Origin of the sequence: Streptomyces sp. NPDC056480 (assembly GCF_042795405.1) — a bacterium.
GTDB lineage: Bacteria > Actinomycetota > Actinomycetes > Streptomycetales > Streptomycetaceae > Streptomyces.
Window position 1 is genome coordinate 1 of the sequence record NZ_JBHTSA010000078.1, and the last position, 23,072, is coordinate 23,072.

The following is a 23,072-nucleotide window of genomic DNA, read 5'->3' on the forward strand; positions in this document are numbered from 1 at the left end:
GACGGGGGCCACGGTCCTGACGGGATGTCCGTCGGCTACGCGAACCGCTGGCTCGCCGAGCCGTCGCAGGTCTGGAGCCTGATCGGCTGCCTCGCCGCGCTCTGGGAGAGGCAGAGGCCGGTCGCGTCGGCCGGACGGACCGTGGCGCCGTCGCGGACGAAGCGCTGGTTGGCGCCGCCGTGGCAGTTCCACAGGACGAGCGCCTTGCCCGCCTGGTAGCCGGACGCGGGGACGTCCAGGCAGCGGTCCTGGGTCAGCTGGGTGTGGACGGTGCGACGGGTGGAGTCGTACCACCAGCCCTGGTTGCGGCCGCCGTGGCAGTCCCAGCCGAGGACGGCGGTGCCGTTGGACGAGGTGGCCGCGTCGACGTCCAGACAGTTGCCCGTCGCCTGGTTCCTCAGCGGCTGGTACGCGTCGTCCCAGGCGAGCGGGAAGAGGGTCGGCGTGCCCGAGGAGTTCACGTCGGCGCAAGCGGCCTCACGCGCACCCGAGTTGTAGATCTGGGTGAGGCAGGACGCGAAGGCGGCGTGCCCGCGCGCGTTGGGGTGGAAGGACTGCCGTACGGAGTTCTCGTCCGGGGTCCCGGGCTTGGAGAGGTCGATGTAGAGACCGCGGGCCCAGGTGTCCTCCATGCAGACCTCGTGGCCGTGGAAGAGCCGCGAGTTGTCGAGGTAGACGGCGCCGGTGGAGGCGGCCGCCGCGCGCATCCCGCGCTCGAAGGCGGGGACGGCGGTGTTGCGGCCCCAGACGGTGTCGGAGTCGTAGCCGAGTCCGCCGCAGATCAGCTTCCCGGGGAAGTCGGGGTTGTCGCGGAAGTCGGGGCCGATGGGGCTGGGGTAGCCCATGACGACGAGCTTGTAGTCGCCGTCGGCGTAACCGGCGTCGCGCATCACGGTCTTGAGGTCGCGGACGGTCTGCTCGACCTTGGGGACGAGCGCGTCGACACGGGCCTGCCAGCCGCCCGCGTACTTGGGCTCGCAGGCGCCCTGGAGAAGCAGATACCGCTGGACGCAGTCGGTCATGACGGGCCCGAACTGCAGGTCGTCGTTGGCCCCGGCGACGAGCGTGATCATCTTGATCCGGGTGTTGCGCGCCTTGACGGCCAGATTGTCGCTCTGGACGAGCTCGTCGGCGTACTGCTTCGAGCCGCCGATCCGGATGTTCCCGGTGTACGCGCCGGAGCAGGACACGTTGAACGTGAGGTCCGCGGGGATTCCGGTGCGGTGGATGGCGGCCTCGGGCGAGCGGTGGCACCAGTTGGTGGGACCGTTGGTGGGGGACTCGTAGGTGCCGACCCCCTCGCCGGAGATCTCGCTGTCGCCGAGCGAGATCAGGCCGGTCTTGCGCTGCGCGAGCGGGCGCTCCTCGGGGCTGCCGTAGATCCTGGTGGCCTCGGCGGCGCGGATCGCCTCGAGGGCGGGCGGGAGCGGTACGGCGGCGGCCACCGCGGTGGTGCCGGCGGCGCCCGTGCCGGCCGCTCCGGCGGGGGCGGCGGCGGTCATCGTGCCGAGCGCGGCGGCGGCCGCGACGACGACGGCGATGGGCCAGCGGTGTCTGTACCTGGTGCGCGTCATTGCGCCTCCTGGAAGTGGGGTTACCCACGGTTTTTACTGGCCGGTACGCCCGATGGGAATACATCGAACAAGACAAGTGCTCATCTTTTATAGGAGGTTGAGGAACATGAACGACACAGACCAGGCCGACGGCTACCGGATCGAGCACGACTCCATGGGTGAGGTGCGGGTCCCCTCACACGCCAAGTGGCGGGCCCAGACCCAGCGGGCCGTGGAGAACTTCCCGGTCTCCGGGCAGCGCCTGGAGCGCGCCCACATCGAGGCCCTCGCCCGGATCAAGGCCGCCGCCGCCCAGGTCAACGCGGAGCTCGGCGTGATCGACCGGGACCGCGCCGCGGCCATCGCCTCGGCGGCGGCGGAGGTCGCCGAGGGGCGCTGGGACGAGCACTTCCCGGTGGACGTCTTCCAGACCGGCTCCGGCACCTCGTCCAACATGAACACCAACGAGGTGATCGCCACCCTCGCCACCGAGCGGCTCCCCGAGGGCCGCGAGGTCCACCCCAACGACCATGTGAACGCCTCGCAGTCCTCCAACGACGTCTTCCCGTCCTCGATCCACATCGCGGCGACCGGCGCCGTCACCCGCGACCTGATCCCCGCCCTCGATCATCTGGCCGCGTCCCTTGAGCGAAAATCGGCCGAATTCGCGTCGGTGGTGAAGTCCGGCCGCACCCACCTCATGGACGCCACCCCGGTCACCCTCGGCCAGGAGTTCGGCGGCTACGCGGCGCAGGTCAGGTACGGCGCCGAGCGGCTGCGTTCCGCACTCCCCCGGCTCGCCGAACTCCCCCTCGGCGGTACGGCGGTGGGCACCGGCATCAACACCCCGGCCGGCTTCTCCGCGGCCGTCATCGCCGAGGTCGCCCGCGCGACCGGCCTGCCGCTGACCGAGGCCCGCGACCACTTCGAGGCGCAGGGCGCCCGGGACGCCCTGGTGGAGACGTCCGGGCAGCTCCGTACGATCGCGGTCTCCCTCACCAAGATCGCCAACGATCTGCGCTGGATGTCCAGCGGACCGCGCACCGGCCTCGCCGAGATCAACCTCCCCGACCTCCAGCCCGGCTCGTCGATCATGCCGGGCAAGGTCAACCCGGTGATCCCCGAGGCGGTTCTCATGGTCGCCGCGCAGGTGACCGGAAACGACACCACCGTGGCGGTGGCGGGCGCGGCCGGGAACTTCGAGCTCAACGTGATGCTGCCGGTGATGGCCAAGAACCTCCTGGAGTCCGTACGGCTCCTGGCCAACGCGTCCCGGCTGCTCGCCGACCGCACGGTCGACGGGATCACGGCCAACGTCGAGCGGGCCCGCGAGTACGCCGAGTCCTCGCCGTCCGTGGTCACCCCGCTGAACAAGTACATCGGCTACGAGGAGGCCGCCAAGGTCGCGAAGAAGTCGCTGGCCGAACGGAAGACCATCCGCGAGGTCGTGCTGGAGTCCGGGTACGTGGAGCGCGGCGACCTGACGGTCGAGCAGCTGGACGAGGCGCTGGACGTCCTGCGGATGACGCGCCCGTGACAGACGTACTCGGATGACTCATCCGTGATCCAGGCCGCTGCGGTCGTGGGAGCGCGCCCCTAAGATCTGCGCATGACAGGATCGGGCGGCTCTCAGCATTGGGCGCCGGGGGAGCACATCCTCTGGCGCTACCGCGGCAACGGCACCGGAGACGTGCACATCTGCCGGCCGGTGACGGTCGTCCAGGACACACCGGACCTCCTCGCGGTCTGGATGGCACCCGACACGGAATGCGTCCGCCCGGTGCTCGCCGACGGCACGCCCGTGCACGAGGAGCCCCTCGCCACCCGCTACACCGCGCCGCGCACCACGGAACGCGCGCGCTGGTCCGGCAGCGGAGTCCTGAAGCTGGCGCGTCCCGGCGAGCCGTGGTCGGTGTGGTTGTTCTGGGAGCGGGGCTGGCGCTTCCGCAGCTGGTACGTGAACCTGGAGGAGCCGCGGGTCCGCTGGTCCGGCGGATTCGACTCCGAGGACCACTTCCTCGACATCTCCGTCTACCCCGACCACAGCTGGCTGTGGCGGGACGAGGACGAGTTCGCGCAGGCGCAGCGGTCCGGTCTGATGGGTCCGGAACAGGCCGCACGCGTGCGTGGTGCCGGGCAGCGGGCGGTGGACCGCATCAAGGCGTGGGGGGCGCCGTTCTCGGACGGCTGGGAGAACTGGCGGCCCGATCCGGCATGGCGGGTTCCGGAGCTGCCGGCCGACTGGGACCGCACTCCGGCGCACACGGCACCGTGAGACCCTTGATGCGCCCCCGGGGTTCAAACGTAGGATCGTCCTCCGCACGGCAGAGGCGCACCGAACGGCACGTCAGACCGACCGAGCAGCACGTCAACGACCGAACTCAGCGCAGGACCTGACCAGAAGTCATCCACGAGGGGGAGAGCAGTGCCGGACGTCTGCCCGGGTGTTCCGACCCCCGCTGGTGCCGCCGCTCGCGGAGCCTTCACATCCACCGCACACAAGGGGTTTAGCCCCGCCGAAGGCGCGGCATCGGCGAGAAGAGCGAGTGCATCGCACCACCGGCCCGGACGGACGGAATCCCACGCGTGACGGAGCATCCCACCTCCCACGAAGGCCGGCAGCCCCTGGCTGCCCGGTCGCAGGAACGCGCGCGCCCTCGCCAGGAGGCAGCGGCCGGCCTGCCCTCCGACGTGCCCGCACAGCCGGGCGGACCGGCGGGCCCGGCGGCCGCCGCGACCCCGGGCGCGGACGCGCCCGCGCCTCCGCCGCCCACGACCCCCGGCGGCCCCGGCACCATGGCCGTCGCCGTGTCGGCGCAGCTCCAGGGCGGCGGCCGCGGCGGGGACACCGTCGCGCGGCGCGAGGGCGAGAAGCTGCGGTTCGTCGGGGCGGCGACCCGGCGCATCGCCCGCGGCATCGACCTGGACGAGATCGTGCTCGGTCTGTGCCGGGCGACCGTGCCGACCTTCTCCGACGAGATCCTCGTCTACCTCCGCGACCCGCTGCCGGTCGGCGACGAGCGGCCGGTCGCGCCGTTCGTGTTGCGACTGCGCCGCACGGACCGGCTGCGGTTAAGCGATCTGGAGGGCGAGGAGCTGGTCCTCGTACCCGATCCGGACCCGACCCCCGCGGCCGAACTCTGCGAGGTGCGGTCCGGTGGGGCGCTGGCCGAGGTCCTGCGCGGGGTGCGGCCGGTGTTCGGCGACTCCGCCGCCGCCAAGACCGCGCTGACCGAACTCCTCGGCCCCGAGCATCCGCTGCCCGGCGGGCTGCGGGCCGTCCTCGCGCCGCTGCGCGGCCGGCGCCGGGTGATCGGCGCCGCCGTGTTCCTGCGCCGCCCCGAGCGGGCCGGCTTCGAGCCGAACGACCTGCTCGTCGCGGCGCAGCTGGCCACGCACACGGCGCTCGGCATCGACAAGGCCGTGCTGTACGGCCGTGAGGCGTACATCGCGGACGAGCTCCAGCGGACGATGCTGCCGGACTCGCTGCCGCAGCCGACCGGCGTCAAGCTGGCCTCGCGCTATCTGCCGGCGGCCGAGACGGCCCGGGTGGGCGGCGACTGGTACGACGCGATCCCGCTGCCCGGCAGCCGGGTCGCGCTGGTCGTCGGCGACGTCATGGGCCACTCGATGACCTCGGCGGCGATCATGGGCCAGCTGCGCACGACCGCGCAGACCCTGGCCGGGCTCGACCTGCCGCCGCAGGAGGTCCTGCACCATCTGGACGAGCAGGCGCAGCGGCTCGGCGAGAACCGGATGGCGACCTGCATGTACGCGGTGTACGACCCGGTCTCGCACCGGATCACCGTGGCCAACGCCGGCCATCCGCCGCCGATACTCCTCCACCTGGGCGGCCGTGCCGAGGTGCTGCGGGTGCCCCCGGGGGCCCCGATCGGCGTCGGCGGTGTGGACTTCGAGGCGGTGGAGCTGGACGCGCCGGCCGGTGCCACGCTGCTGCTCTACACGGACGGTCTGGTGGAGTCCCGGCTGCGGGACGTGTGGACCGGCATCGAGCAGCTGCGGGAGCGCCTCGCGGCGACGGCGCAGCTGACCGGGCCGGACCACTCGCCGCCGCTGGAGGCGCTCTGCGACGACGTGCTGGACATGCTGGGTCCCGGTGACCGGGACGACGACATCGCGCTGCTCGCGGCGCGGTTCGACGGCATCGCGCCGAGCGACGTGGCGTACTGGTTCCTGGAGCCGGAGGACGCGGCCCCGGGCCGGGCCCGGCGGCTCGCCCGGCGGGCGCTCGCCCGCTGGGACCTTGAGGAGCTGACGGACTCGGTCGAGCTGCTGATCAGCGAGGTCGTGACCAACGCCGTGCGGTACGCGGAGCGGCCGGTGACGCTGCGGCTGCTGCGGACGGACGTGCTGCGCTGCGAGGTCGGCGACGACTCGCCGCAGCTGCCCCGGCAGCGGCGGGCGCGCGACACCGACGAGGGCGGGCGCGGCCTGTTCCTGGTGAACCGGCTGGCGCGACGGTGGGGGGCGACCCGGCTTTCGGGCGGCAAGGTGGTCTGGTTCGAGCTGGCGACGCCGAGTCAGTCGTAGCCGCGGCGAGGGCGTAGGCGCCGCGAGGCCGTACGCGCCGCAAGACGTCCGCGCCGCAAGGCCGTACGCGCAACGGGAAGGGCCGGACCCCCTCTGGGGGTCCGGCCCTTTCGTCTCGCTCCGGGGCGGCCGCTGCTACCGCTGCGGGCGGTCCGTGCTGCCCTGACTGATGTCCGGGTCCGGCGGCTCGATCGACGGCGGCGGTGACGGTTCCTGTGTGACCGGCGGCGCGGTCGTGGGCTCCGGCGGCGTGGTGGCCGGGTCGCGCGTCGGCTCCGCCGGCGTGGTGGCCGTGGAGGTCGGCGGGGGCGTCGGGTCCGGGGAGCGCGTGGTCGGCTCCCGCGTCGGCTCCTCGGTGGTCGTCGGCTCGTCCGTGGGCTCGGTGCTGCCGGTGGGCGTCGGGTCCGGGTCGAAGCCGGTCGATCCGTCGGTCTCCAGGTCGAAGGAGGCGTCGGAGCCGCCGTCGAGGGCGCGGGTGGTGTAGTCGCCCCAGATCTGGGCGGGCGTGCGGCCACCGTTGGCGCGGCCCGCGTTGATGGTGTCGGTGAGGGTGACCTGGTTGCCCTTGGCGTCCTCGCCGAAGAGGCCGACGGCGGTGACGAGTTCGGGGGTGTAGCCCACGAACCAGGCGGACCGGTTGTTCTCGGAGGTGCCGGTCTTGCCGGCGGCCTCGTACTCGCCCGCGGCACGGAAGCCGGAACCGTTCTGCACGACGCCCGTCATGGCCTGGGTGACGGTGTCGGCGGCCTCGCGGCTGATCACCTGTCCGCCGATCCCCTTGGCGGGCGAGAGCGTGCGGTCCTTGTGCACGGCGGCCTTGACGAGGGTCGGGGTGACCTTCTTGCCGTGGTTGTCGAGCGTGGCGTAGACGCCGGCCATGTCCATCGTGGAGGCGCCCATGGTGCCGAGGGACATGGCGGGGGTCTCGCCGAAGTCCGCGCCGTCCTTCATGCCGAGGGCGAGGGCGGTCTTCTTGGTCCTGGCCGGGCCGACGTCCACGATCATCTGGGCGTAGACGGAGTTGATGGAGCTGTTGGTGGCCTTCTGGACGCTGACGGGGCCGTAGCTCCGGTTGTCCTCGTTCTCCGGCGCGAACGGGATGTCGCTGCCGACGACCTTGTGCTTGCTGGTGCCGTCGTAGATCGTGCCCAGGCCGATCTCCCGCCCGTCCTGGGTGACCGAGCGGTTGTCGAGGGCGGAGGCGAGGACGATCGGCTTGAAGGTGGAGGCGGGCTGGTAGTCGCGGCGGGTCGCGTTGGACGTCCAGTGCTCGGTGGCGCCGACGCCGCCGTACATCGCGACGACCTCGCCCGTCTTCGGGTCGACGGAGGTGGCGCCCGCCTGGACGGTGGCGTCCTTCTTGTCGCCCTTGCGGTCGAGCTTGGCCTCCAGCTGCCGGTCGACGGCCTTGACGAGGTCCTTCTGCCGCTTCTGGTCGATGGAGAGGGTGATCGTCCAGCCGCCGGCCTTGATGTCCTCCTCGCTGACGCCCTGGCGCATCAGCTCCTGGTTGGCGGCCTCGACGATGTAGCCGGTCTGGCCCTCCATGCCGGGGAGGGGCTTGGGCTTCTGCGGGACGGGGAACTTCATGGCGGCGCGCTCGGACTCGGGGAGCCAGCCCTCGCCGACCATGTTGTCGAGGACGTAGTTCCACCGCTCCTCGACGAGCTTGCGGCCGGTGGTGCTCGCGGAGGTCCAGTCGTACTGGTTGGGCGCCTGGAGCAGCGAGGCGAGGTAGGCGCCCTGGGCGGTGGTGAGCTGGGAGGCGTCGACGCCGTAGTACGAGCGGGCCGCGGCCTGTATGCCGTAGGCGCTGCGGCCGTAGAAGCTGGTGTTCATGTACCCGGCGAGGATCTCGCTCTTGGTCGACTGCTGGTCGACCTTGATGGCGATGACCATTTCCTTGAGCTTGCGCGTCGCGGTCTGGTCCTGGCTCAGGTAGTAGTTCTTGACGTACTGCTGGGTGATGGTCGAACCACCCTGCTTGCCCTTGCCGGTGATGGTGGACCAGGCGGCGCGGGTGGTGCCCTTGATGTCGACGCCGTTGTCCTTGTAGAAGGTCTTGTTCTCCGCGGCGACGAACGCCTTCTGGACCTTCAGGGGGATCTTGTCGAGGCCGACGATCTCGCGGTTGATCTTGCCGGTGCGGGCGAGGACCTTGCCGTCGGCGTACTTGTAGATGTTGCTCTGCATCGTCGCCTCGGCGTTGGCCGTCGGGACGGGGACCAGGAGGTAGACGACGTACAGGGCGCCCATGGCGAGCAGGCAGGCCACGAAGAAGGTGCCCAGGAGCTTCTTCCAGGAGAAGAAGCGGCGCAGGCCGCGTTTCTTCACCTTGCTCTTGTCCGGTCGGCCCATGTGTCGTGTCGCTCCGCTCGTCGTGTGTCCCGGCGTGCCCCGGCCCGCGTCCCCGCGCCGGATCGGCTCAGCTAGTCAGCTAACACCGACGATGCAGACAAAGGACAACCGATCACGCCTTTTCCGGACGTGAGAATCAGCACCCATGCCCAGAGGAACCGACGCTCGGGCGGGGCCGATGGTTGCGTGAGGGAGTCCTTCCGCTTTGTGACCTGGCCTCCCCGCCTCGGGGCGAGTCGCTATACATCGCAGGTATACACCCCGTGTACAGTGGCCGCCATGTCCATCGGTCACACCCTCCTGGGACTCCTGGAGTCCGGCCCGCGCCACGGCTACGACCTCAAGCGCGCCTTCGACGAGAAGTTCGGCCACGACCGGCCGCTGCACTACGGCCAGGTCTACTCGACCATGTCCCGGCTCCTGAAGAACGGCCTCGTCGTCGTCGACGGCATCGAGGCGGGCGGCGGCCCGGAGCGGAAGCGGTACGCCATCACCGAGGCGGGCATCACCGATGTCACCCAGTGGCTCACCACCCCCGAGAAGCCCGAGCCGTACCTCCAGTCGACGCTCTACACCAAGGTCGTCCTGGCCCTGCTGACCGGCCGCGGCGCCGCCGAGCTCCTCGACACCCAGCGCGCCGAACACCTGCGCCTGATGCGTGAGCTCACCCGCCGCAAGAAGGACGGCGACCTCGCCGACCAGCTCATCTGCGACCACGCCCTCTTCCACCTGGAAGCGGACCTGCGCTGGCTGGAACTGACCGCCGCCCGCCTCGACCGGCTCGCCGAGGAGATCCGCCGATGAGCTCCACGCCGCTCCTGACGGCCACCGGCCTCGACAAGGCCTACGGCCCGACCACCGCCCTCGCCCGCGCCTCCTTCGCGCTCCGGGCCGGCGAGGTCGTCGCCATCATGGGACCCTCCGGCTCCGGCAAGTCGACCCTGCTGCACTGCCTGGCCGGCATCGTGCGCCCCGACGCGGGCACGATCACCTACGACGGACGCGAACTCACCGCGCTGTCCGACACCGCGCGCAGCGCCCTTCGCCGTACCGACTTCGGCTTCGTCTTCCAGTTCGGCCAGCTCGTCCCCGAGCTGACCTGCGTCGAGAACGTGGCCCTCCCGCTCCGCCTCAACGGCGAGAAGCGGAAGGCCGCCGAGGCCCGGGCCGCCGAGTGGATGGCCCGCCTGGAGGTCGACGACACCGCGCACAAGCGCCCCGGCGAGATATCCGGCGGCCAGGGCCAGCGCGTCGCCGTCGCCCGCGCGCTCGTCACCGCCCCGCGGGTGATCTTCGCCGACGAGCCGACCGGCGCACTCGACTCCCTCAACGGCGAGCGGGTCATGCAGCTGCTCACCGACGCCTCCCGGGACACCGGCGCAGCCGTCGTCCTCGTCACCCACGAGGCCCGCGTCGCCGCCTACTCGGACCGCGAGATCGTCGTACGCGACGGGGCCGTACGCGACGCGGAGTGGGTGGCATGACGCTCCGCACCTGGATCCGCGACCTGGCCCTCGGGGCCCGGTTCGCGGTCACCGGAGGCCGCTCGGGCCTCCTCCGCACCGTGCTCACCGCGACCGGGGTCGGCTTCGGCGTGGCGCTGCTGCTGCTCGCCTCCTCCCTGCCGAACATGCTCTTCCAGCGGGAGGTACGCGAGTCCGTCCGCGCCGTCGACGCCAGCGCACAGGTCACCGCGCCCCGGGCCGACACCTTCCTCCACCTCGGCAGGACCACCGTCTACCGGGACGACGTCATCAGCGGCCTGCTGCTCACGCCGGAGGGGGACAGACCGGCCGTCCCGCCGGGCGCGGCGGCGTTCCCCGAGCGCGGCGAGATGCTGGTCTCCCCCGCGCTCCGCGATCTGCTCGACTCCCCCGACGGCGCCCTCCTCAAGGAGCGCCTCCCCTACGAGGTCGCCGGAACGATCGGGCAGGACGGACTCATCGGCCCCGCCGACCTGCGGTACGTCGCCCACGTCGGCTTCCTCACCACCGACAACTTCGACGGGCGCGGGGTGCGCTACGGCTGGTCGGTCCCCGAGGAACCGATGAACGCGTTCCTGATCCTCCTCGTGGTCGTCGCCTGCGTCGTCCTGCTCCTGCCCGTGCTCGTCTTCATCGCCACCGCCGTCCGCTTCGGCGGCGAACAGCGCGACCGACGGCTCGCGGCGCTCCGCCTCGTCGGCGCCGACACCGCCATGACCCGGCGGATCGCGGCCGGCGAGTCCCTCGCGGGCGCCCTGCTCGGACTGATGGTGGGCCTCGGACTCTTCGCGGTGGCCCGGCAGTTCGCCGGGGCGTTCACCATCTGGGACGTCAACGCCTTCCCCTCCGACGTGGTGCCGATGCCCGCGCTCGCCGCGCTCGCCCTCGTCACCGTCCCGGTCTCCTCGGTCGTGGTCACCCTCTTCGCGCTGCGCGGCGTGGTGATCGAGCCGCTCGGGGTCGTCCGGACCTCCACCCCCCGCCGCCGGCGGCTGTGGTGGCGCCTGCTGCTCCTCGCAGCCGGTGTCGCCCTGCTCGTCCCGCTCATGGGCGAGGTCCAGGTGACCGATACGAGCCTCGACACCGTGGGCGTGGCGACCGGCACCACCCTCGCCCTGATCGGTCTGACCGCCCTGCTGCCGTGGCTCGTCGAGGCCGGGGTGAAGCGGCTGCACGCGGGCCCGGTGGCCTGGCAGCTCGCCGTCCGCCGGCTCCAGCTGAGCAGCGGCACGGCGGCGCGCGCGGTCAGCGGCATCGTCGTCGCGGCGACGGGCGCGATCGCGCTCCAGATGCTCTTCCAGGCGATGGAGAACGACTTCACCGAGTTCACCGGCGAGGACGTGTCCCGCGCCCAGATCGCCGTCGGCGTCGACGCCGGGACCGCCGACGAGGCCCGCGCGATGATCGACCGCTTCGAACGGACCAAGGGCGTCGCCGGTGTCACCGGCATCGTCGAATCGCATGTGTGGCGTCCCGGCCCCCTGAAGGGGGGCGAGGAGTTCGCCCCGACGACCTCGCTCAGGGTCGGCGACTGCGCCTCCCTCGCGGAGTTCGCCACGCTGCCCTCCTGCACGGACGGCGACGTGTTCGTCTTCCTCTCGCACGGCGCGCAGGGCAATCCGGACGACTCCTACGTCACCAGGGCCGCACGGCCCGGCGCCACGGTCGCCCTGCGCGACCCGCATCCGCACCCGAGCGAGCCGAAGCGCGCCGAGGGCGGCCCGCCGCCGCAGTGGCGCATCCCCGCGGGCGCCCGGGTCGTGGACTCCCGCCCGGACCCGACGGGCAGGTACCAGTACGGCGTCCTCGCCACCCCGTCGGCGATCGGCGCCGCCCGGCTCGACGACCCCGACGCGCAGGCCATGGTCCGGCTCGACCCGGCCGTGCCGGACGCCGCCGACCTCGTACGGAACACGGCGGAGGCCGTCTCCCCGACGTCCTGGGTCCGCACCCTCGCGGACACCCAGCGGGACGCCGCGTTCAGCAGCGTCCGCACCGGCATCCTCGTCGGCTCCACCCTGACGATGCTGCTGGTGGCCGCCTCGCTCCTGGTCGCGACCCTGGAGCAGCTCAGGGACCGCAAGCGGCTGCTGTCCTCGCTGGTCGCCTTCGGCACCCGGCGCTCCACCCTGAGCTGGTCGGTGCTGTGGCAGACGGCGGTGCCGATCGTCCTCGGTCTGGTCCTCGCCGTCGCGGGCGGGACCGGCCTCGGGGTCGTCCTGCTGAAGATGGGCGGACAACAGGTCCAGGACTGGTGGGTCTTCCTGCCCGTCCTCGGGATCGGTCTCGGCCTGATCGCGGCCGTGACGCTGCTGAGCATGCCGGTCCTCTGGCGCCTGATGCGGGCGGACGGGCTGCGCACGGAGTAACCCTCCGGGCGGATGTACGAGGAGAGGGCGGCGGTTCCTGATGCCGGGGGGTCTCGGGAACCGCCGCCCCTCCCTCGTACCGGCCCCTCCCTCGTACCGGCGGGTCCCGGGCTCAGGTGCCCCCGTCCAGCACCCGCACCGGAAGGCCCCTCATCGCGCCCCGCAGCTCCGCCGCCAGTTCCTCGAACTCGGCGTGCCGGGCCGCGCCCGTCCGCATCGCGAGCGCGATCCGCCGGGCCGGGGCAGGTTCGGTGAACAGCCCGGTCCACAGGGCGTTGTTCCGGGCGGTCTCGACCGTGACGGCGGTACGCGGCAGCAGGGTCACCCCGAGACCGCCGGCCACCAGCTGCACCAGGGTGGCGAGCCCCGCCGCGGTGGTGGTGACCTCGGCGCCGTCCGTGCGCCCGGCCTCGCGGCAGATGTCGAGCGCCTGGTCGCGCAGGCAGTGCCCCTCGTCGAGGAGGAGCAGCCGCAGCTCCTTGAGGGCCTCGCGCGGAATGTCGTCCCGCCCGGCCAGCGGATGACCCTGCGGGGTGACCAGGACGAAGTCCTCGTCGAAGAGGGGCAGTTCGGTGACCCCGGGCACCCCGAGCGGCACGGCGAGCAGCAGCAGGTCGAGCCGCCCGGCGGCGAGCCCCTCCAGGAGGGAGGAGGTCTGCTCCTCGTGGACCTGGAGGTCGAGGTCCGGATAGCGCCGGTGGACCAGCCGCAGCACCGTCGGCAGCAGATACGGCGCGACCGTCGGGATCACCCCGAGCCGCAGCACCCCGGTGAACGGCGCCTGGGCCGCCTCCGCCTCCTCCATCAGCTCCGCCACCGCGTCGAGGACCGCGCGGGCGCGGACCGCGAGCCGCTCCCCCGCGGGCGAGAGCAGCACCTTTCTCGTCGTACGCTCGAGGAGTTGGACACCGAGTGCCTCTTCGAGTGCCGAAACCGCGCCCGACAGCGCGGGCTGGCTCATGCCGATGGCGGCCGCCGCATCGCGGAAGTGCAGATGCTCCGCGACCGCCGCGAAGGCTCTGAGCTGGGACAGGCTGGGCTGTTTCACACGTCGTGCCGGGATCACTGATAACCACCTTCGATCAACACGACCCACTCTAGCTATTTCACTGATCAATGCACTCCGTGCCATGCTGTGAGCCGTCCAACCCCCACGGAAGACCCCAAAAGGGACCCTTCCTGTTTGCAAGGAGAGCGCGTGCTCACTGTCGGTGACAAGTTCCCCACCTACGACCTGACCGCCTGCGTGTCGCTGGAGAGCGGCAAGGAGTTCGAGCAGATCGACCACAAGGCCTACGAGGGCAAGTGGCGCGTGGTGTTCTTCTGGCCGAAGGACTTCACCTTCGTCTGCCCCACCGAGATCGCCGCGTTCGGCAAGCTGAACGACGAGTTCGCGGACCGCGACGCCCAGATCCTCGGCGTCTCCGGCGACTCCGAGTTCGTGCACCACGCCTGGCGCAAGGACCACGCCGACCTGCGTGACCTGCCCTTCCCGATGCTGGCCGACTCCAAGCACGAGCTCATGAGCGACTGCGGCGTGCGCGGCGAGGACGGCTTCGCCCAGCGTGCCGTCTTCATCGTGGACCCGAACAACGAGATCCAGTTCACCATGGTGACCGCCGGCTCCGTCGGCCGTAACCCCAAGGAGGTCCTGCGGGTCCTCGACGCCCTGCAGACCGACGAGCTGTGCCCCTGCAACTGGAACAAGGGCGAGGGCACCCTCGACGCCGCCGCGCTCCTGTCGGGCGAGTGATCTGACATGGCTCTCGACGAACTGAAGTCCGCCATACCGGACTTCGCCAAGGACCTGAAGCTGAACCTCGGTTCGGTCATCGGCAACAGCGAGCTGCCCCAGCAGCAGCTCTGGGGCACCGTCCTCGCCTGCGCGATCGCCTCGCGCTCGCCGAAGGTGCTCAAGGAGCTGGAGCCCGAGGCCCAGGCCAACCTGAAGCCCGAGGCGTACCAGGCGGCCAAGTCCGCCGCCGCGATCATGGCGATGAACAACGTCTTCTACCGGACCCGGCACCTGCTGTCGGACCCCGAGTACGGGACGATGCGCGCCGGTCTGCGGATGAACGTCATCGGCAACCCGGGCGTCGAGAAGGTCGACTTCGAGCTGTGGTCGCTGGCGGTGTCCGCGATCAACGGCTGCGGCCAGTGCCTCGACTCGCACGAGCAGGTCCTGCGCCAGGCCGGTGTCGACCGCGCCACGATCCAGGAGGCCGTCAAGATCGCCGCGGTGATCCAGGCGGTCGGCGTCACCCTCGACGCGGAAGCGGTCCTCGCCTCCGCCGAGTAGGGCGCCGCAGCACGAGAAGGGCCCCGGGGCTTCGCGCCCCGGGGCCCTTTCGCCGCGTCCGGAGGGTCGCGCCCCGGGGCGGTCACTCCGTGAGCGCGGTCATTTCCTCGGCGCGGTCACTTCTTGAGCGCGGCCATGAGGGCGAGCGCGTCCTGGGACATCGGGACGTCGATCCCGGAGAGGTCCGGCTGCTCGACGGCGTCGTCGATCGGGTTGCCCGACTCGTCGTAGGGAACCTGCCAGTACAGCGTGAGCTGGATCTCGGCCTGGCCGTCCAGGATCCAGAGCGTCCCGCCCTGCCCGCTCGCGTCGTCGAACCAGGCCTGCTCGCCGATCCCGTCGATCCGCCGCAGGACGCCGTCCTGGCGGGCCCTGGCCTCGAACTCGTGAGCGGGGTCGATCACCTTGTGGAGCGTGTACTTCACCTCGACGGTCTGGCTCGCCTCCTCCGGGCCGAAGCCGGCCGAGCAGGAGGCCTCGCTGATCGCCGGCTCGTCCATCACGGGGCCGTTCCCGTCCACGTTCCGCTTGCCCAGGATGCCGCCCAGCGCCTTGAGCTTCGCGAGCTCGCAGAGTTGCTCCTCCCTGACCACGGGCGCGTACCCGGCGAGGTCCGGCCCCGGCTCCTCGCCCCGCTGGACCGCGTAGATCGCCCCACCCCACACCGCCGACGCCGCCACCGCGCCGCCGAGCGCCCACAGCCAGGGGCGGCGGGTCCTGGGCGGGCGCGGCGCCCGCTCCTCCGTCAGCACCTCGGCGCTCTCGTACGAACTGTCCCCGTCGAGCTCCGGCTCCGATATCACTTGCCGTCCCCCGTGGCCGCGAGCGAACCCGGTGCCGGCGTCGGCGCCACCTCGTAGGCGGTCGCCCCGCGAGGCTCCGGCGCGCTGCGCAGCGCCTGTTCGGTGCTGTACGCGCGAAGGTAACCGACCACCGTGTTGACGACGGCGACCAGGGGGACCGCGACCACGGCGCCGCCGATGCCGGCGGTCAGACCGCCGGCCGCGACCGCGAGGACGACGGCCAGCGGGTGGACCCGCACCGCGCGTCCGAGGATGAAGGGCTGGAGCACATGGCCCTCGATCTGCTGTACGGCGAGGACCACGACCAGCACCATGAGCGCGGTGAACGGCCCGTTGGTGACGAGGGCGACGACGACCGCGAGGGCGCCGGAGACGACCGCGCCGACGAGCGGGATGAAGGCGAACAGGAAGATGAAGACGGCGAGCGGTACGGCCATCGGCACGTCGAGGAACCACAGACCGAGGCCGATGAAGACCGCGTCGATGAGGGCGACGAGCACCGTGCCCCGCACATAGGCGGTGAGGGTGCGCCAGGCGCGCGGACCCGCGCCCGCGACGCCGGGCCGGGCCTGGGCGGGGACCAGCTTGAGCGTCCACTCCCAGACCTTCTTCCCGTCGTACAGCAGGAAGAGCGTCGAGAACATGGCGAGCAGGATGCCGGTCATCGCCTCGACGAAGACGGCGACGCCCTGCAGGCCGACGGAGGTGATCTGCTCGGCGTTGGCGCCGATGGTGTCGCTGAGGTTCTTCGCGATGTCGTTGATCTGGCGCTCGGTCACATGGAACGGGCTGTCGAGGGCCCAGCGCTTGAGCTCCTCGATGCCGTCCTTGACCCGGTCGGTCAGGTTGTCGATGTTGTCCATCACCTGCCAGACCACGAACCAGCCGACCAGACCCATCACGACGAAGCCGGAGACGGCGGTGACGGCGGTGGCGAGCCCGCGCGGCAGGCCCTTCCTGCGCAGCATGGCCACGGTGGGCTGGAGCAGGGCGGTGATGAGGAGCGCGGCGACGAACGCGAGGACGACCAGCTGGACGGAGCTGATCACCTTCATCAGCACCCAGACGGTGCCGGCGAAGACGAGCAGGCGCCAACTCGCCTCGGCGGCCACCCGCATGCCCCACGGGATCGCGGCGGCGGGGTCGGGCCGGGCGGCGACGGCCGGCGCGTACGAGGGGGGCGCGGGGACGGAGCGGCCGGGCTCGCCGGACGGGCCGGCGGCCGGCGCCGGGAGCGGTGCGGCGGTGTCCGGGTCCACGTCGGGGCGCGGGGGCACGGCGACGGCGACCGCCCCGGACCCTGCCGTGCCTCCGGTACCGGTACCGGCTCCGCCGCCCGTTCCGTTCACTTCCCCGGCAGCGGGGGCCTCGTCGGCCGGACGCCGCTCCTGCGGGTCCTCGTACGGCGGGTCGAGCGGTTCCTCACGCTCCGCCTCGGCACGGCGCTCGTCGAGGCGCTCACCCATGCGGCTCAGGCCCTCGCCCAGCCGTCCCAGCCACCCTGGCACTCTCGACATCGCTTTCCTCATCCCCCGCTCGCTCTTTCCCACCGTTTCCCCATCGTTCCCCCGGAGGCCGTGGACCTTCGAAACTACACGCAAGGAGCCCCTCACCGTAGGACGGTGAGGGGCTCCCCGAAGTTGAGCACGCCGTACTAGTACCAGCGGTGGGACAGCCAGAACGACCAGGCACCGCACGGGCTGCCGTAGCGGTCGTTCATGTAGTTGAGGCCCCACTTGATCTGGGTGGCCGGGTTGGTCTGCCAGTCGGCGCCCGCGCTGGCCATCTTGTTGCCCGGGAGCGCCTGGACGAGACCGTAGGCACCCGAACCCGGGTTGACGGCCTTGTAGTTCCAGGTGGACTCGTGGTCCACGATGTTGCTGAAGCACTGGAACTGCGAGGCCGGGACCATCTGGCGGGCGATCGCCTTGACCTCGGAGACGGAGTACGAGCCCTGCGCGCTGAAGGACGAGGCGTCGCGGACGGCGGAACGACTGGCGCGCTCCTCCTCCGCCTCCTTGCGCTCCTTCTCGGCCTTCTCCTCGGCGGCGGCCTTGTCGGCCGCCTCCTTCTTCGCCTCGGCGTCCTTGGCGGCGCGGAGACGAGCGGTCTCCTCCGCGGACTTCTTGGCGACGGAGTCGGCAGCGGCGGCCTGGACATCGGCCTGCTCCGAGAGGGACGAGACCTGTACCTGGGCCTGCTCGCCCACGGGAATGTCCGCGAGCAGCGTCGTGTCGGCCGCGGTGGCCTCGAAGTTGTCGTCCGAGGACTGAGCGGCGTTACCCGACGCAACGCCCATGACGGCGCCGACGGTGGTGACCGCAGTGGCCGAAGCCACCGCGAATCCCCGGACCGAGATCCGGCTCACACGGTTTCCTTCCAGCACGCCCGCACAGGTGACCACGCGGCCGAAATCGTGCCCCTGGCGCTGGTCTCCGACGTACACGGTCACAGAAGACACGGGCCCGTGGTGCTGTGGGCGGCATACGGCGAACGACTGTGGAGTTATGTGGTGCTTGTGCGCCTGGAGGTGCACGGGTGCCGTATGCGGGGCCTGACGGAAGCAAGACTCTGCCGGACGGCGACACCGCAAGGCAATTCTGCGTTGCGTGTGAAAGCTCACACCTGGGCGGGGGCAGGTGTTTTCGAAGATAAGGCGGACATGGGGGCGCCGCCCGGCTAAGCTCCTGCGCTCTGCCGGGCGGCGCCAACTTCCGTACGCGTACGGACGCGTACGAATCGGGTCAGATCTGACCGTCCTCCAGCATCTCCGTCACGAGCGCCGCGATCTGGGAGCGCTCGGAGCGGGTGAGGGTGACATGGGCGAAGAGCGGATGCCCCTTCAGTTTCTCGACCACGGCGACGACTCCGTCGTAGCGGCCGACCCTGAGGTTGTCCCGCTGGGCGACATCATGGGTCAGAACGACCCGCGAATTCGCCCCGATTCGGGACAGAACGGTCAACAGGACGTTCCGCTCCAGGGACTGGGCCTCGTCCACGATGACGAACGCGTCGTGGAGCGAACGGCCCCGGATGTGGGTGAGCGGCAGGACCTCCAGCATCCCGCGGCCGAGGACCTCCTCCACCACCTCACGGCTCGCGACCGAGGACAGCGTGTCGAAGACGGCCTGAGCCCACGGGCTCATCTTCTCCGCCTCGCTGCCCGGCAGGTAGCCGAGCTCCTGGCCGCCGACCGCGTACAGCGGACGGAAGACCATCACCTTCTGGTGCTGACGGCGCTCCAGGACCGCCTCAAGGCCCGCGCAGAGCGCGAGCGCGGACTTGCCGGTGCCGGCCCGGCCGCCCATGGAGATGATGCCGACGTCCGGGTCGAGGAGCAGATCCAGCGCGATCCGCTGCTCGGCGCTGCGGCCACGGAGCCCGAAGGCCTCCCGGTCGCCGCGGACCAGCCGTACGTTCCCCTCGGCGGTGACCCGGCCGAGCGCCTTGCCCCGCTCGGACTGGAGCACCAGGCCCGTGTGGACCGGAAGCTCGGCGGCCTCCGGCACATACAGCGACTCCTGGTCGTAGAGCAGGTCCACCTGCTCGCCGGAGAGCGCCAGCTCGGACATCCCGGTCCAGCCGTTGGCGTCCGTGATGGCCAGTTCGGCGCGGTACTCCTCGGCGAGGAGCCCGACCGACGAGGCCTTGATGCGCAGCGGCAGGTCCTTGGAGACGACCGTGACGTCGTACCCCTCCGCCTGGAGGTTGCGCGCGACCGCGAGGATCCGTGAGTCGTTGTCCCCCAACCTGTAGCCGGCGGGCAGTACGCCGGGGTCGGAATGGTTGAGTTCGACACGCAGGGTGCCGCCCAGCTCCCCGATGGGGAGCGGGGCGTCCAGGCGCCCGTACCGGACCCGGAAGTCGTCCAGGAGGCGCAGGGCCTGCCGGGCGAAGTACCCGAGTTCGGGATGGTGCCGCTTGGCCTCGAGCTCCGTCACCACGACGATCGGGAGCACCACCTCGTGCTCCTCGAAGCGCGACATGGCGTTGGGGTCGGCCAGCAGGACGCTGGTGTCGAGAACATAGGTGCGCCGGTCGGAAAGGCGGCGCTTCGTGCTGGTCACCACGGAAGGACAGACCCCCTCGGAAGACCCCTGTGAGGTCGGGGTGCGACGGAACCGGTGTCGCTGCGGAATGGGACCGGGTTCGGGCCGCCGTGCACGGGCCGAACCACGGCCCTCCGCTTCTCCCGTACGTGTCCCGCACGGTCGTCCTGGTGCAAGGGGCCTCCCGGGTGGCGGTCTCCGTGCCGCTCACTTCACCAGGGATATGCCCTCTAACAGGCTCTGCCATGCCATGGCATATGACGACGTGTTCGTGAACACGAGGTGATCGGTTCCGATCGGGTCCCCGGGGTGCTCCGGGGACCTTCCGTGCCCGGAATCAGGTTCCGTAACGCCGGTGCCGGGCGGCGTAGTCGCGCAGGGCCCGCAGGAAGTCGACCTTACGGAAGGCCGGCCAGTGCACTTCACAGAAGTAGTACTCGGAATGGGCGCTCTGCCACAGCATGAATCCGGACAGCCGCTGCTCGCCGCTGGTGCGGATCACCAGGTCCGGGTCGGGCTGGCCCCGCGTGTAGAGGTGCTCCGAGATGTGCTCGACGTCGACGATCTCGGCGAGCTCCTCGAAGCTCGTACCGCGCTCCGCGTGCTCCAGGAGCAGCGAGCGCACCGCGTCCGCGATCTCCTGCCGGCCGCCGTAGCCCACGGCCACGTTCACGAGTATCCCCGTGTTGTCGTGGGTGGCCTGCTCGGCCTCCTTGAGCACCGACTGCGTACGGGCGGGCAGCAGGTCCATCGTGCCGACGTGGTGGACGCGCCAGCGGCCGTCGGCGGCGAGCGCCCGCACGGCGTTCTCGATGATGCCGAGCAGCGGGACCAGCTGCTCCTCGGGCCGGTTCAGGTTGTCCGTGGAGAGCATCCAGAGCGTGACGACCTCGACGTCGGTCTCGGCACACCAGCCGAGGAGCTCCTGGATCTTGTCCGCGCCTGCCTTGTGGCCCTGCTCGGGCGTCCCGCCGGAGGCCTTGGCCCAGCGGCGGTTCCCGTCGAGGATGACCCCGATGTGCTTGGGCACCTGGGCATGGTCGAGGCGGCCTTCCACCCGGCGTGCGTAGAGCCCGTACACCAGGTCGCGCAGGTTCACTGTTCTTTACCTCTCCATGCAGCGGCAGGCCCGCCGTGCCGCGGCGGTCCGCAAGCCGCCACACTACTGCGGACGGGCGACAGGCTCCCAGCCCGGGACTGTCACAAGTCCGTGATAAGCAGAGATACGTGACTGATTCCCCCCTGTACCGCGCCTCCGCGGACCGCTATGACTCCATGGAGTACCGCCGCTCGGGCCGCAGCGGCCTCAAGCTTCCCGCGATCTCCCTCGGCCTCTGGCACAACTTCGGCGACGACCGCGCGCTCGACACCCAGCGCGCGATCCTGCGCCGCGCCTTCGACCTCGGCGTCACCCACTTCGACCTGGCGAACAACTACGGGCCGCCGCCCGGCTCCGCCGAGCTGAACTTCGGCAAGCTCTTCGCCCAGGACTTCGCGCCCTACCGCGACGAGCTGATCATCTCCACCAAGGCCGGGTACGAGATGCACCCCGGCCCGTACGGCGAGTGGGGCTCCCGCAAGTACCTGCTGTCCTCGCTCGACGCCTCCCTGAACCGGATGGGCCTCGACTACGTCGACATCTTCTACTCGCACCGCTTCGACCCGCACACCCCGCTCGAGGAGACGATGGGGGCCCTGGCCTCCGCCGTCCAGCAGGGCAAGGCGCTGTACGTGGGTGTCTCCTCGTACAACAGCGAGCAGACCGCCGAGGCCGCGCGGATCCTGCGTGAGATGGGTGTCCCGGCCCTCATCCACCAGCCCTCGTACTCGATGATCAACCGCTGGACCGAGGAGGACGGTCTCCTCGACACGCTGGAGGCGGCCGGCATGGGCTGCATCTCCTTCGTGCCGCTGGCGCAGGGGCTGCTCACCAACAAGTACCTGAAGGGCATCCCGGAGGGCTCGCGGGCCACCCAGGGCAAGTCCCTCGACCCGAACCTGCTCTCCGACGAGGTGCTGCGGCGACTGCGCGGTCTCGCGGACATCGCGGGCCGGCGCGGGCAGTCGCTGGCGCAGCTGGCGCTGTCGTGGGTGCTGCGCGACGAGCGGATGACCTCGGCCCTGATCGGCGCGTCCAGCGTCGCCCAGCTGGAGGAGAACGTGGCGGCTCTCGCGGCCGCGCCGCTGACCTCCGACGAGCTGGTGGAGATCGACTCGTTCGCCGTGGACACCGAGGGCACGAACATCTGGGCCGGCCGGGGCTGACGCGTCCGGAGTGACCGGGGGCGGGCCCTGAGGGGATCCGGGGCAGGCCCCGGGGGGATCCGGGAAAGAAAAACGGGCCGGTCCGTGGGGGGGATACGGACCGGCCCGAGGGGGGGTTTCCACCATAACCCTTCGTTAGTCGTGTTGCGCGCCAGGTACGCCGAACGAACCTCGGCGAATTCGCCGGATCCCAGTCGGGACAAGGGATTCAAGGCCCTGTGGCGGGTTTGCGCCCCGGCGCGGCGGCGGAGTTCCGTCCCTCCCAAGAGGGACCGCCCGGGCCGGGCGCCACGTTGACGAGGGCAGCCGCCCGGGACGGTCTTCCGGCAGGTCAGGCCTCGGAAGCACGGAGAGGCGGGCCGCTGCCGTCACGGCGGGCGACGAGCCGGTGACCGGCGGGCACGGGGTTCACGGAAGCGCGGTGAACGCGCCGAGCAGAAGCCCGAGCAGCCCGCCCGCGAGCATGAACGGGCCGAAGGGGATCGCCGAGGAGCGGTCGGCGCGGCGCAGGAGGACGAGCCCGAGGCCGTACACCGCGCCGAGCAGGAACCCCGCGAACGCCCCGGTGAAGAGCACGCCCCAGCCGTACCAGCCGAGAGCCGCGCCGAGCGGCAGTGCCAGCTTGACGTCGCCCAGACCGAGCTGGCCCGGGTTGATCAGATGGAGCACCAGATAGGCGCCGCCGAGCGCGAGCGCGCCCAGCAGCGCGTGGAGCCAGGACCCCGCGTCGTACGGCAGGACCTCGGCGACACCGAGGAGCAGCGGCACCGCGGCGGCGAGCGGCAGGGTGAGGGCGTCCGGAAGCCGGTGCACGCGCGCGTCGACGGTGGCGAGGAGCACGGCGAAGGGCGCGCCGAGCAGCCAGACCGCCAGCTCGGGCCGGGGCCCGCCGGTGGCGGCGGCGAGCACGGCGCAGACGAGGGCGGTGAGCAGCGGTGCCGTGTGCGGGCTTCCGGTCGTCGCGCAGTCCCGCCGCCCCGGCCCGCCGAGCCAGCCGCGCGCGGGCCCCACGAGCACGTGTCCGACGGGGCAGCGGTCGCGCCACGGCTCCTCGAAGGCCACGGCGAGCCGGTACGCGGCGCGCGGCACGAGCAGACCGACGGCGGCGCCCCAGAGGGCGGCGAGGGTGATCGTCGTGACGTACACGGAGCCGACCCTAGGGGATGTCTTGTCGATCGGGCCGGATCAGGGAGCGGGGTCTGGCGCCGTGGATCGCAAGGCGGAGGAGGGAGGCATGGCGGAGCCATGCCGACCGACGACAACGCGGCGAGGCGCGGTGCCAGACCCCGCGAGCCCGGCCTGATCGGCAAGACATCCCCTGGGCTCGGCGGACCGCTACGG

General features: G+C 71.4%; 18 protein-coding genes. 9 read left to right on the forward strand and 9 right to left on the reverse strand.

Annotated features, from left to right (window positions below):
- Nucleotides 1-35 precede the first annotated feature (35 nt).
- Nucleotides 36-1,574, reverse strand: coding sequence for a ricin-type beta-trefoil lectin domain protein (locus ACFQ79_RS27960; protein ID WP_383588595.1), 1,539 nt, complete (start codon nt 1,572-1,574; stop codon nt 36-38).
- A gap of 106 nt (nt 1,575-1,680) precedes the next feature.
- On the opposite strand from ACFQ79_RS27960, the gene ACFQ79_RS27965 reads away from it, so the two are divergent.
- The 3 genes from ACFQ79_RS27965 to ACFQ79_RS27975 all read left to right on the forward strand — a co-directional run bounded on the left by ACFQ79_RS27965 (nt 1,681) and on the right by ACFQ79_RS27975 (nt 6,104).
- Nucleotides 1,681-3,090: a class II fumarate hydratase gene (locus ACFQ79_RS27965; RefSeq protein ID WP_383588598.1), complete on the forward strand. Its 1,410-nt coding sequence runs from the start codon at nt 1,681-1,683 to the stop codon at nt 3,088-3,090.
- Nucleotides 3,091-3,162: 72 nt separating this feature from the next.
- On the forward strand, nt 3,163-3,828 hold the full coding sequence (locus ACFQ79_RS27970; RefSeq protein WP_383588601.1) for a DUF402 domain-containing protein: 666 nt from the start codon (nt 3,163-3,165) through the stop codon (nt 3,826-3,828).
- A gap of 311 nt (nt 3,829-4,139) precedes the next feature.
- Complete coding sequence (locus ACFQ79_RS27975; protein ID WP_383588604.1) at nt 4,140-6,104, forward strand: SpoIIE family protein phosphatase; 1,965 nt, start codon at nt 4,140-4,142, stop codon at nt 6,102-6,104.
- Between the two features lie 135 nt (nt 6,105-6,239).
- Here the strand turns inward: ACFQ79_RS27975 and ACFQ79_RS27980 are convergent, their stop codons facing one another.
- Nucleotides 6,240-8,462 carry a transglycosylase domain-containing protein gene (locus ACFQ79_RS27980; RefSeq protein WP_383588606.1) on the reverse strand — a complete coding sequence of 741 codons (2,223 nt, stop codon included), beginning with the start codon at nt 8,460-8,462 and terminating at the stop codon, nt 6,240-6,242.
- A 279-nt stretch (nt 8,463-8,741) separates the two neighbouring features.
- Here ACFQ79_RS27980 and ACFQ79_RS27985 point away from each other — a divergent pair, with 279 nt between their 5' ends.
- From ACFQ79_RS27985 to ACFQ79_RS27995, 3 genes are read left to right on the forward strand one after another with little or no spacing between them, the layout of a single operon-like run.
- On the forward strand, nt 8,742-9,266 hold the full coding sequence (locus ACFQ79_RS27985; protein ID WP_362557704.1) for a PadR family transcriptional regulator: 525 nt from the start codon (nt 8,742-8,744) through the stop codon (nt 9,264-9,266).
- Nucleotides 9,263-9,946, forward strand: coding sequence for an ABC transporter ATP-binding protein (locus ACFQ79_RS27990; RefSeq protein WP_383588610.1), 684 nt, complete (start codon nt 9,263-9,265; stop codon nt 9,944-9,946). The genes ACFQ79_RS27985 and ACFQ79_RS27990 overlap by 4 nt, the downstream gene beginning before the upstream one ends.
- Nucleotides 9,943-12,315, forward strand: coding sequence for an FtsX-like permease family protein (locus ACFQ79_RS27995; protein WP_383588613.1), 2,373 nt, complete (start codon nt 9,943-9,945; stop codon nt 12,313-12,315). The genes ACFQ79_RS27990 and ACFQ79_RS27995 overlap by 4 nt, the downstream gene beginning before the upstream one ends.
- Before the next feature lie 112 nt (nt 12,316-12,427).
- On the opposite strand, the gene ACFQ79_RS28000 is transcribed toward ACFQ79_RS27995, so the two are convergent.
- A complete protein-coding gene (locus ACFQ79_RS28000; RefSeq protein ID WP_383588616.1) occupies nt 12,428-13,363 on the reverse strand; it encodes a hydrogen peroxide-inducible genes activator in 936 nt (311 codons plus the stop codon).
- Nucleotides 13,364-13,513: 150 nt separating this feature from the next.
- Here ACFQ79_RS28000 and ACFQ79_RS28005 point away from each other — a divergent pair, with 150 nt between their 5' ends.
- Together ACFQ79_RS28005 and ACFQ79_RS28010 are read left to right on the forward strand one after the other, a co-directional pair.
- Nucleotides 13,514-14,068 carry a peroxiredoxin gene (locus ACFQ79_RS28005; protein ID WP_024758658.1) on the forward strand — a complete coding sequence of 185 codons (555 nt, stop codon included), beginning with the start codon at nt 13,514-13,516 and terminating at the stop codon, nt 14,066-14,068.
- A 6-nt stretch (nt 14,069-14,074) separates the two neighbouring features.
- On the forward strand, nt 14,075-14,614 hold the full coding sequence (locus tag ACFQ79_RS28010) for an alkyl hydroperoxide reductase (protein WP_015035886.1): 540 nt from the start codon (nt 14,075-14,077) through the stop codon (nt 14,612-14,614).
- A gap of 116 nt (nt 14,615-14,730) precedes the next feature.
- Here ACFQ79_RS28010 and ACFQ79_RS28015 read toward each other — a convergent pair whose 3' ends face one another.
- The 5 genes from ACFQ79_RS28015 to ACFQ79_RS28035 form a co-directional block, all read right to left on the reverse strand.
- A complete protein-coding gene (locus tag ACFQ79_RS28015) occupies nt 14,731-15,417 on the reverse strand; it encodes a hypothetical protein (protein WP_383588619.1) in 687 nt (228 codons plus the stop codon).
- The gene (locus tag ACFQ79_RS28020) at nt 15,414-16,934 is read right to left on the reverse strand and encodes an AI-2E family transporter (protein ID WP_383588622.1); all 1,521 of its coding nucleotides are present in this window, start codon (nt 16,932-16,934) and stop codon (nt 15,414-15,416) included. Before ACFQ79_RS28020 ends, ACFQ79_RS28015 begins: the two co-directional genes overlap by 4 nt.
- 137 nt (nt 16,935-17,071) lie before the next feature.
- Nucleotides 17,072-17,785 (reverse strand): transglycosylase SLT domain-containing protein, encoded by a 714-nt coding sequence (locus tag ACFQ79_RS28025; RefSeq protein WP_383588625.1) that lies wholly within the window; start codon nt 17,783-17,785, stop codon nt 17,072-17,074.
- A 376-nt stretch (nt 17,786-18,161) separates the two neighbouring features.
- Complete coding sequence (locus ACFQ79_RS28030) at nt 18,162-19,487, reverse strand: PhoH family protein (RefSeq protein WP_266968856.1); 1,326 nt, start codon at nt 19,485-19,487, stop codon at nt 18,162-18,164.
- A 316-nt stretch (nt 19,488-19,803) separates the two neighbouring features.
- A complete protein-coding gene (locus ACFQ79_RS28035) occupies nt 19,804-20,565 on the reverse strand; it encodes an isoprenyl transferase (RefSeq protein ID WP_383588629.1) in 762 nt (253 codons plus the stop codon).
- Between the two features lie 128 nt (nt 20,566-20,693).
- On the opposite strand from ACFQ79_RS28035, the gene mgrA reads away from it, so the two are divergent.
- Complete coding sequence (mgrA, locus tag ACFQ79_RS28040; protein ID WP_383588632.1) at nt 20,694-21,731, forward strand: L-glyceraldehyde 3-phosphate reductase; 1,038 nt, start codon at nt 20,694-20,696, stop codon at nt 21,729-21,731.
- Between the two features lie 408 nt (nt 21,732-22,139).
- Here mgrA and ACFQ79_RS28045 read toward each other — a convergent pair whose 3' ends face one another.
- Nucleotides 22,140-22,877 carry a prepilin peptidase gene (locus ACFQ79_RS28045; protein ID WP_383588635.1) on the reverse strand — a complete coding sequence of 246 codons (738 nt, stop codon included), beginning with the start codon at nt 22,875-22,877 and terminating at the stop codon, nt 22,140-22,142.
- Nucleotides 22,878-23,072: the final 195 nt, after the last annotated feature.